Source organism: Methylobacterium sp. J-077 (assembly GCF_022829365.1).
GTDB lineage: Bacteria > Pseudomonadota > Alphaproteobacteria > Rhizobiales > Beijerinckiaceae > Methylobacterium.
On the sequence record NZ_JAKSYJ010000058.1, the window covers coordinates 22,537 to 31,020 of the forward strand.

Here is an 8,484-nt window from a genome sequence, read left to right on the forward strand (position 1 = left end):
GTGATAGGCCGGTAGGCTTAACCGTTGGTGTCCGCGGGCTCCGCCATCCCCGGAAACCGGACCCTCCGGCCCCTAGCGGCGCCCCTGGATCTCGCTCCGCCGCATCGGCATCGCGTCGATCGTGGCGAACAGCGTCTGGGGCGGGATCGGCGCCGCGGCTTCGAGCTTGGCGCCGCCATCCTTGCCGACCAGGACGGCGCGAAATTCGCCTGCCGGCAGAGACAGTTGCGCACGCAAGCGCCGGGCCTCGGCGCCGTCCCCGATCGCCTCCAGCAGCACGAGGTCGCGCTCGGCAACGCCGCCCCGCACCAGGCCGAGAGCCGCGCGCTGCGCCCGCAGGTCGGCGTCGGCCGCATCGGGGGCCGACAGCACCAGGACCCGGGAGCGCCAGCGATAGGCATCGAGCGGTCCGGCCGTCGCGGCGCCTGCCGTCAGGGCCGCCAAGCCTAAGCCGATCAGAGTCGCACGCATGATGCCGCCTCCTTGAGCCGATCCCGATCAACGCGCGGGGCGACCCATTGGCTGCCGGCGGGGGACGCCCCAGATCGGGGTCGCAGGCTGAGCACCCGGGAGACATTCATGACCACCGTGAACCGCCGCATCGTCCTGGCTTCGCGCCCGCACGGGGAGCCGAAGCCGGAAAACTTCCGCCTGGAGGAGGTGCCGGTACCGGAGATCGGCCCGGGCCAGATCCTGCTCCGCACCCGCTGGTTGTCGCTCGACCCGTATATGCGCGGCCGGATGAGCGACGCGAAATCCTACGCGACCCCGGTGCAAATCGGCGAGCCGATCACCGCCGAGGTGGTCGGCGAGGTGATCGCTTCGAAGAATTCCGATATTCCAGTCGGAGACTTGCGAACAGCCTTCGCGGGCTGGCAGACGTACTGCGTCACCGACGGACAGGGCACCCGCCGGGTCGATCCGGACGCGGCCCCGCCCTCGACCGCGGTCGGGGTGCTCGGGATGCCGGGCATGACCGCCTATACCGGGCTGCTCAACATCGGCCGGCCCAAGCCCGGCGAGACCGTCGTGGTGGCCGCCGCCGCCGGGCCGGTGGGCTCGCTGGTCGGGCAGATCGCCAAGCTCAAGGGAGCCCGGGCGGTCGGGATCGCGGGCGGCCCGGACAAGTGCCGCTACCTGACGGAGGAACTCGGCTTCGACGCGGCGGTCGACCATCGCGGATCCGACCTGCCGGGGGCGCTGGCCGCCGCCTGCCCCAAGGGCATCGACGTGTATTTCGAGAATGTCGGCGGCGCGGTCTTTTCCGCCGTGATGCCGCTGTTGAACTCGTTCGCCCGGATCCCGGTCTGCGGCCTGGTCTCGGCGTACAACGCCACCGAGACGCCCCCCGGTCCGGACCGGCTGCCCGGCCTGATGCGGTCGGTGCTGACCAACCGCCTGCACATCCAGGGCTTCATCGTCTGGGATTTCGCCGACCAGGCCGAGACCTTCCGGCAGGAGGTCGGGGCGTGGATCCGGGAGGGCAAGGTCCGCTACCGGGAGGACGTGGTCGAGGGCCTGGAGAACGCGCCCGATGCGTTCATCGGCCTGCTCAAGGGCCGGAATTTCGGCAAGCTGGTTGTGCATATCCCGTGAGCGCCGCTTGCCGACTCGCTGGAACATAGGTAGAACAAACAGGATTGGCGAATTGCGGATAACGGGCACAAGCCCGCACCGCAGGTTGCCGCTCCGACGGCCCGGGCGCATGAGTCGCCGGCCGCCGGGTGATGAGCCCAGTGAGATCCGTACGGTGAGGAGAGAGCGATGGCGGGCAGCGTCAACAAGGTGATTCTGGTGGGCAATCTCGGGCGCGACCCGGAGATGCGCCGCCTCGGCTCGGGCGATCCGGTCTGCAACCTGCGGCTGGCGACCTCCGAGTCCTGGAAGGACAAGGCCTCCGGCGAGCGCAAGGAGAAGACCGAGTGGCACTCGGTCGTGATCTACAACGACAACCTCGCCCGGGTGGCCGAGCAGTACCTGCGCAAGGGCTCGAAGGTCTATATCGAGGGCCAGCTCCAGACCCGGAAGTGGACCGACAATTCCGGCGTCGAGAAGTACACCACCGAGGTGGTGCTGCAGCGCTTCCGCGGCGAGATGACGATCCTCGACGGCCGCGGCGGTGGCGGCGGCGACTTCGCCGGCGAGGACGAGGGTGGCGGCCAGATCAGCCGCGGCGGCGACTCGGGCTCTGGCCGGGGTGGTGACCGCGGCGGTGATTTCGGCGGCGGCCGCGCCCAGGGCGGTGGCGGTCGCCCGGCCCCGGCTTCGTCCGGCGGCGGCGGCGGTGCCCGCGGCGGGTACGACCTGGACGACGATATCCCGTTCTAGGGTTTTTTAGGGATTTTTCAGACCCGCCGCCTCGTGCGGCGGGTTTTTATATGAAGACCAATACGAAGACCTGCGATGGACCAATCCCTTAGATCAATCTTCGCGGTCTTCGGGCGCAATCGCCACAAGCAATCAATTATCAAGGAGAAATGATGTCGTGCGGCGCAAGCTCGGCTCAGTTTTAGCCTCGATTGTCGGATTTGTGATTTGTTTCGGGATTTACGGCCTGATCTCGGGCAAGCCTACCACTTACCCGCCCGATAATGTCAAGCTGATCCTTGATACAGAACATCATACTTACGCGAGTGTCCCGTGCGCCATCCGTGGGTAGACGGATCGCGATCTTATTGTTGACCGCGCCGCTCTAGCGAACCCCAACAGCTTTTTGGAACTGCCTTCCTCCGCGGACGAAGGCACGATGGGTCAAGTTCGTGAAGAGAGGCGCAGCGGCGTGCTCTGGAAACGCGATACGACGTGTGAAGCTAATGGAGGCTTCGACGTTCGATGGCAGCTCTACCAAAGGGAGCCGAAGCCTCGCTGGACGCCAAACGGTGATTGGCGCTGGTAAGGCGCTAACGGCAAGAGGGAGTGCAGGTAGCGGGCGGTCACGAGATGATGCGGGCCGCTCACGATCCGACGGAAGCGGCCGAAGTAGCGCTCAGCCTGCTTGATGTTGCCGCCGTCAGCCAAGTACGCGACGCGATTGATGCAGTTCCTGTTGTCATTGCGAGCGTCGCGAAGCAACCCAGGGACACGCCACACCCGGAGATCGCGGGCTGCCCTGGGTTGCTTCGCGACGCTCGCAATGACGGTGGCGATCGGCTGGGCACGATCTGCAGCGCTTACGGTATCGGCGGGCCGTCCGTGACCGGCACCGCGGCTCCCGCCCTTACGCGAGATGCCGAGACAACGTGACGCCAATCCGCTCGATGGGGATGCACGGCTTGCTGACGGTCGCAGAGACCACGAGGTCCTTGCCCGGGTTGAGGACCAGCACGCCGGTGCAGCCCTCGGTCCCGCCTGACCGTCAGGAAGACCGGGCGCTGACCGGCCCCGGGGTCGCTCACATCCTCCAGCCAGGCCGGGCCCTGCCGGGGGCCGGCCGTGCGGCGCGCGCTTCGAAGCGTCAGAAATTTAATTGACTACAGCATCCGAGATGGATCTATTGCCGATCGCGTCGTATTTCCGTCCGGTCTGGCGTGGTGCGCCGGCACTCGCAAGATCCATCGCGTCCGAACATTGATCGTCGGCCCTGTCGCGCGGTCACGAAACTGCTAACACCGGGAATAAAACCGGTCCTGAACAGGTCTTTGTTCTCAGAGGATCAGATGCGTCACGACGGGAACCGCGCGGCTGAGGTCCGTTGATGCTTATGTTGGACTCTACCAGCGTCGATATCTCCATCATATCCGGGAGCCGGAAGATGTCAGATCTCTGTGCGATCACCGATTACATCACCGAGGCCGAACAGCACATCCGACAGGCGGAGACGCTGCTGGCGGAACTCGATGCGATACAGTCGAGCGAGGCCCGGCGCTTGCGGGCCTGCATGTATCTCGCCGCGATGAAGCGGCTGAAGCGCATGATCGAGAACCACCATCCCGCGGAGGCGGTCGAATATGCTGCGCGGCCTGCGGCGGTCCTAGCCAGCCAGTCCCGGTTTCGCTGGTGGCCCGTCCCCAAAATGGCGATCGAGACCGGTTTCTTCAGACGCCGCGCCAGTTGATGCTCCGCTCGGGCTCCTGAGCGTGACGCATGATGGTGGCCTTCGGCCGGACAGGGATGGACATCAGGGGCGCGACCATGCCCAAGCGACTGCTGCTCGTGAGCCTTCCGATCCTGGTCCTGATCCTGGTCCTGCCGACGCGGCGGGTGGACGGGCGGGACGCGCGCGTCCCGGTCCATCAGGCGGCCGAGATCGAGACCCTGGTGAACGAGGCCGCAGACCTGATCGAGAGCGAGGGCCGGGCCGCCTTCGCGGCGTTCCGGCGCAAGGGCATCCGCTGGCGCTACGGCGACGTTTACCTGTTCGTCGGCGACCTGCAGGGGATCGTGCTGTTCAACGCTGCCCAGCCGAACCGCGAGGGCCGGGACCTGCTCGAGGAGCACGACGCGGCCGGCAAGCCGTTCCACAAGGAGTTCGTCAGCGTGGTGCGGGAGTCCGGCTCCGGCTGGGTCGATTACATGTTCCCGCGGCCCCGGCGCAGCACCCCGGAGGTGAAGTGGAGCTACGTCTGCGCGACCACCGTCGAGGGCGTCCCCGCGCTGGTCGGCGCGGGGGTCTACGTGGAGTGAGGCCGGGGCCTCACAGCATCGGCATGCCGCCGGTCACCGGCACCAGGGCGCCCGACATGAAGCTGCCCTCGCGCGACGCGAGCAGCACGTAGGCCGGGGCGAGTTCCGCGGGCTGGCCGGCGCGGCCCAGCGGGGTCTGGGCGCCGAGCTCCGCGATCTGCTCGGGGCTCTTCACGATCGGCTGGATCGGGGTCCAGACCGGGCCGGGGGCGACGCAATTCACCCGGATGCCCTTGGGGGCGAGGAGGTTCGACAGGCCGATGGTCAGGCTGGCGATGGCGCCCTTGGTGGCGGCGTAGATCAGCATGGTCGGGTCGGCGACCTTGGCCTGGACGCTGGTCGAGTTCACGATCGCCGCACCCGGCTTCATGTGCGGCACGGCGGCCTGGGTGAGGTAGTACATCGCGAAGACGTTGGCCCGGAACGAGCCTTCGATATCGGCGGGTTTCAGGTCGTTGAGGCCCTCGTTCACCACCTGGGCGGCGGCGTTGTTGACCAGGATGTCGAGCCGCCCGAACGCGGCCATGGTGCGGTCCACGAGCGTCCGGCACTGCGCCTCGTCGCGGATGTCGCCGGGCAGGAGCAGGCAGCGGCGGCCGGCTTTTTCCACCCAGGCCTTGGTGTCCTCGGCATCCGACTGCTCGACCTCGAGATAGGAGATCGCGATATCGGCGCCCTCGCGGGCATAGGCGATCGCGACCGCCCGGCCGATGCCGGAATCGCCGCCGGTGATCAGCGCCGCCTGGCCGGTGAGCAGGCCCTTGCCGACGTAGCTGTCCTCGCCGTGATCGGGCCGCGGCGTCATCTTCGAGGTGAGGCCTGGCCGCTCCTGCTGCTGGTCGCCGGGAAACGGCGGCCGGGGGCCGGCCTCGCGGGGATCGTCGGTCATGGAGGCGGCTTCCTGTGCGGCTGATCACAGGGATTTAGGGCCGCGGGCCGAACCTCACGCTGCGCCCGGCTGTCACAGATGCGCGGCTCAGAACGCCCGGTCGCGGGCGGCGTGCGGAACGCCGTAGCGTCGGCGCAGGAAGGAGACGACCTTCGGCAACAGAAGGGCGATCAGGATCTTGCGCATCGGGCGGGCTCGCATCGCAGGTTCGTGAACCAGCAATGCGCCGTGGTGATCGCGGTTCCGTGCGACCGAATCACAGCGCGAGCGTCAGCGTCACGGGGGCATGGTCGGAGGGCCGCTCCCAGCCGCGGGCGTCGCGCAGGACCTCCACGGAGCGGACCGTGCCGGCGAGATCGGGCGAGACCCAGGCATGGTCCAGGCGCCGGCCCTTGTTGGCCGCGGACCAATCGGGGGAACGGTAGCTCCACCACGTGTAGATCTTCTCCGGCTCAGGGACGAGGTGACGCGCCGCGTCGATCCAGCCGGCCTCGCCGCGCAGGGTTTCCAGGGCCTCCGTCTCGACGGGGGTGTGGCTCACCACGTCGAGGAGCTGCTTGTGCGACCAGACGTCGTGCTCCAGCGGCGCGACGTTGAGATCGCCCACCAGGATCGCCGGGCCGGCGACGCGCTTGCCGCCCCAGGCGCGCAACTCGGCCAGGAAGTCGAGCTTGTGCGCGAATTTCGGGTTGAGCTCGCGGTCGGGCACGTCGCCGCCGGCCGGGACGTAGAAATCGTGCAGCACGATCCCGGCGGCGGCCCCCGCCTCCGGCCCGAGCACCGCCGAGATGTGCCGGGCGTCCTGCTTCTCGCAAAACCCCATCACGCCGCGGGTGTGCAGGGGGAAGCGCGACAGGATCGCGACGCCGTTATAGCCCTTCTGGCCGGCGAACATGACGTGCTCGTAGCCCGAGCCGCGCAGGGCCTTGAGCGGGAACGCGTCGTCCGGGCACTTGGTCTCCTGGAGGCAGAGCACGTCCGGCTTGTGCTCGGCCAGGAAGCGCAGGACCAGGTCGATGCGCAGCCGCACCGAGTTGATGTTCCAAGTGGTGACGGACAGGCGCACGGGCGGGTCTCGGGTTGGGTGTTCGATCAGGCGTTACGGCAGCGACATCAACCGCCCCGTCATCCCGGGACCGCGCATCGGAGCCCGGGATCGAGAAATGCGGGTGTCGCCATGTCTCGCGCCGTCGGCGGCGCTGGATTCCGGGCTCGCCTGCGGCGCCCCGGAATGACGGGGTGGCGTTTTCGGCGTCAGCCCCAATCCCGCCGATCGATCAGTTGGGCTGCTGCGATTGCTGGATCTGCTGCTGCATCGCCTTGTCCTCGGCGCGGCCGTAATTGATGAAGAACAGGCTGCCGTCGACGGTCTTGGGCCTCTGCAGGTTCGAGAGCTGCACCGTGGTGACGTAGCCCTGCGGGTCGGTGATCCGCCACTGCGACAGGGTCTTCATCTCGGCATCGAAGAACAGCTGGATCTTCGAGGTGCCGCCCAACGTCGCCCGGTCCTCCAGGCTGATGCGCACGCCGCCCGGATCGTTGGCCACGTCGGTGACGGTGAGATCGCGGGCGAGGTCGATCTTCTCGCGGAGCAGGAATTTCAGCGGCGTCTGGGCGATGAAGTAGAGATCCTGGGTGGCGAGCTTGCGGTCGCGCACCGCCACGGAGGTACCGTCGGCCACCACTTCGAGCGGCGAGGGCTGGTCGTAGTCGAAGCGCAGGCGGCCGGGCTTGGCCAGCGTCAGCTTGCCGCCGATCCGGCGGCCGTCCGCGCCGATCTGCATGAAGCTGCCCGTCAGGGTGTTCATGGCGTTGAAATAGGCGTTGGCCTGGGCGAGCAGCGTCGCGGCGTCCGCGGGCTCGGATGGGGCGACCGCCGCGGGCGCGCCCACCGCGGCCACCTTGGGCTCGGTGGCCTTGTGATCGGCCTTGTCGGAATTCTTGGTGCCGGGCTTGAGGCTGCCGGTCTTCGCGGCGTCCTTCGAAGCGTCCTTGGCGGAAGACTCCTTGGCGGCGGGCTTGGCCGCCGGCTTCTTCGGCGCCGGCGCGGGCGCCGCCGGGGCGGCCTCCGGCTCCGGGGCCGGCTCGTCCTTGCGGCCGAACAGGCTGTCGATGAACGCGCCGACCTGCGCCTGCGCCGGGGCGGCGGGGGCGAGCCACAGCCCGGCGGCGATCAGGGAGCCGGCTGTGCGGGTGCGGCGGCCGATCATCGGCAGAACCTCCTGGGCGCCCCGAGCGGGCGCTCCGGCAGAAACGGGAATGGACGGGGGTTAGACCCCCGCCCTGTGGCGAAGATGCGACGCGGAGGACCCGCGCCTCACTCGTCGTCGTACATCCCACTCGAGGCGTGCGGCGCCCCGGCGACCAGGATGTCGCGCTTGCCGGCATGGTTGGCCGGGCCGACGATGCCCTCGATCTCCATCCGCTCCATGATCGAGGCGGCGCGGTTGTAGCCGATCTGCAGCCGGCGCTGGATGTAGCTGGTCGAGGCCTTCTGGTCGCGCAGCACCACCTCGATCGCCTGCTTGTACAGGTCGTCCGACTCGCCGCCCGTCGCCGCCGCGAAGGCGCCGATATCGAAGACCGGGGCCTCCTCGTCGGGCTCCTCGGAGCGCTCGACCTTCTCGGCCCTGGAACCGCGGCCGGACTTGCCCTCCTTGGCCGGCTCCTCGGGGGTGTCGTCGGTGGTGACGGCGTCGAGGTAGCTCGGGCGGCCCTGGCGCTTGAGGTGGGCGACCACGCTCTCGACTTCGCTGTCCGAGCAGAACGGCCCGTGCACGCGCGTCGTGCGCCCGCCCCCGGCCATGAACAGCATGTCGCCCTGGCCGAGCAGCTGCTCCGCGCCCATCTCGCCGAGAATGGTCCGCGAATCGATCTTGCTGGTGACCTGGAAGCTGATGCGGGTCGGGAAGTTCGCCTTGATCGTCCCGGTGATCACGTCCACCGACGGGCGCTGCGTCGCCATGATCAGG

Annotated in this window: 9 protein-coding genes; 4 read left to right on the forward strand and 5 right to left on the reverse strand. The window is 68.4% G+C overall.

What is annotated here, in order from left to right:
• Nucleotides 1-72 precede the first annotated feature (72 nt).
• Nucleotides 73-471 (reverse strand): DUF4174 domain-containing protein, encoded by a 399-nt coding sequence (locus MKL11_RS03540; protein WP_243940341.1) that lies wholly within the window; start codon nucleotides 469-471, stop codon nucleotides 73-75.
• Between the two features lie 108 nt (nucleotides 472-579).
• Between MKL11_RS03540 and MKL11_RS03545 the strand changes: the two genes are divergently transcribed.
• From MKL11_RS03545 to MKL11_RS03560, 4 genes are all read left to right on the forward strand, one after another.
• Nucleotides 580-1,596: an NADP-dependent oxidoreductase gene (locus tag MKL11_RS03545; RefSeq protein ID WP_243940343.1), complete on the forward strand. Its 1,017-nt coding sequence runs from the start codon at nucleotides 580-582 to the stop codon at nucleotides 1,594-1,596.
• Nucleotides 1,597-1,764: 168 nt separating this feature from the next.
• The gene (ssb, locus tag MKL11_RS03550) at nucleotides 1,765-2,328 is read left to right on the forward strand and encodes a single-stranded DNA-binding protein (RefSeq protein WP_243940345.1); all 564 of its coding nucleotides are present in this window, start codon (nucleotides 1,765-1,767) and stop codon (nucleotides 2,326-2,328) included.
• Between the two features lie 1,423 nt (nucleotides 2,329-3,751).
• The gene (locus tag MKL11_RS03555) at nucleotides 3,752-4,054 is read left to right on the forward strand and encodes a hypothetical protein (RefSeq protein WP_243940347.1); all 303 of its coding nucleotides are present in this window, start codon (nucleotides 3,752-3,754) and stop codon (nucleotides 4,052-4,054) included.
• A 77-nt stretch (nucleotides 4,055-4,131) separates the two neighbouring features.
• Entirely contained in the window at nucleotides 4,132-4,623 is a 492-nt protein-coding gene (locus MKL11_RS03560; protein ID WP_243940349.1) for a cache domain-containing protein, read from the forward strand.
• Nucleotides 4,624-4,633: 10 nt separating this feature from the next.
• Here the strand turns inward: MKL11_RS03560 and MKL11_RS03565 are convergent, their stop codons facing one another.
• The 4 genes from MKL11_RS03565 to MKL11_RS03580 all read right to left on the reverse strand — a co-directional run.
• Nucleotides 4,634-5,512, reverse strand: a complete 879-nt coding sequence (locus tag MKL11_RS03565; RefSeq protein ID WP_243940351.1) for an SDR family oxidoreductase — start codon at nucleotides 5,510-5,512, stop codon at nucleotides 4,634-4,636.
• A gap of 256 nt (nucleotides 5,513-5,768) precedes the next feature.
• A complete protein-coding gene (gene xth, locus MKL11_RS03570; protein ID WP_243940353.1) occupies nucleotides 5,769-6,578 on the reverse strand; it encodes an exodeoxyribonuclease III in 810 nt (269 codons plus the stop codon).
• 211 nt (nucleotides 6,579-6,789) lie between these two features.
• Nucleotides 6,790-7,722 carry an outer-membrane lipoprotein carrier protein LolA gene (locus MKL11_RS03575; protein ID WP_243940355.1) on the reverse strand — a complete coding sequence of 311 codons (933 nt, stop codon included), beginning with the start codon at nucleotides 7,720-7,722 and terminating at the stop codon, nucleotides 6,790-6,792.
• 107 nt (nucleotides 7,723-7,829) lie between these two features.
• Nucleotides 7,830-8,484: DNA translocase FtsK (locus tag MKL11_RS03580; protein WP_279600229.1), on the reverse strand; the 655-nt coding region annotated here is incomplete at its 5' end.

What these genes read in the sequence shown, in the direction of transcription:
- MKL11_RS03540 (WP_243940341.1), bottom strand. Translation starts at nt 471, where the DNA reads ATGCGTGCGACTCTGATCGGCTTAGGCTTGGCGGCCCTGACGGCAGGC.
- MKL11_RS03545 (WP_243940343.1), top strand. Translation starts at nt 580, where the DNA reads ATGACCACCGTGAACCGCCGCATCGTCCTGGCTTCGCGCCCGCACGGG.
- ssb (WP_243940345.1), top strand. Translation starts at nt 1,765, where the DNA reads ATGGCGGGCAGCGTCAACAAGGTGATTCTGGTGGGCAATCTCGGGCGC.
- MKL11_RS03555 (WP_243940347.1), top strand. Translation starts at nt 3,752, where the DNA reads ATGTCAGATCTCTGTGCGATCACCGATTACATCACCGAGGCCGAACAG.
- MKL11_RS03560 (WP_243940349.1), top strand. Translation starts at nt 4,132, where the DNA reads ATGCCCAAGCGACTGCTGCTCGTGAGCCTTCCGATCCTGGTCCTGATC.
- MKL11_RS03565 (WP_243940351.1), bottom strand. Translation starts at nt 5,512, where the DNA reads ATGACCGACGATCCCCGCGAGGCCGGCCCCCGGCCGCCGTTTCCCGGC.
- MKL11_RS03575 (WP_243940355.1), bottom strand. Translation starts at nt 7,722, where the DNA reads ATGATCGGCCGCCGCACCCGCACAGCCGGCTCCCTGATCGCCGCCGGG.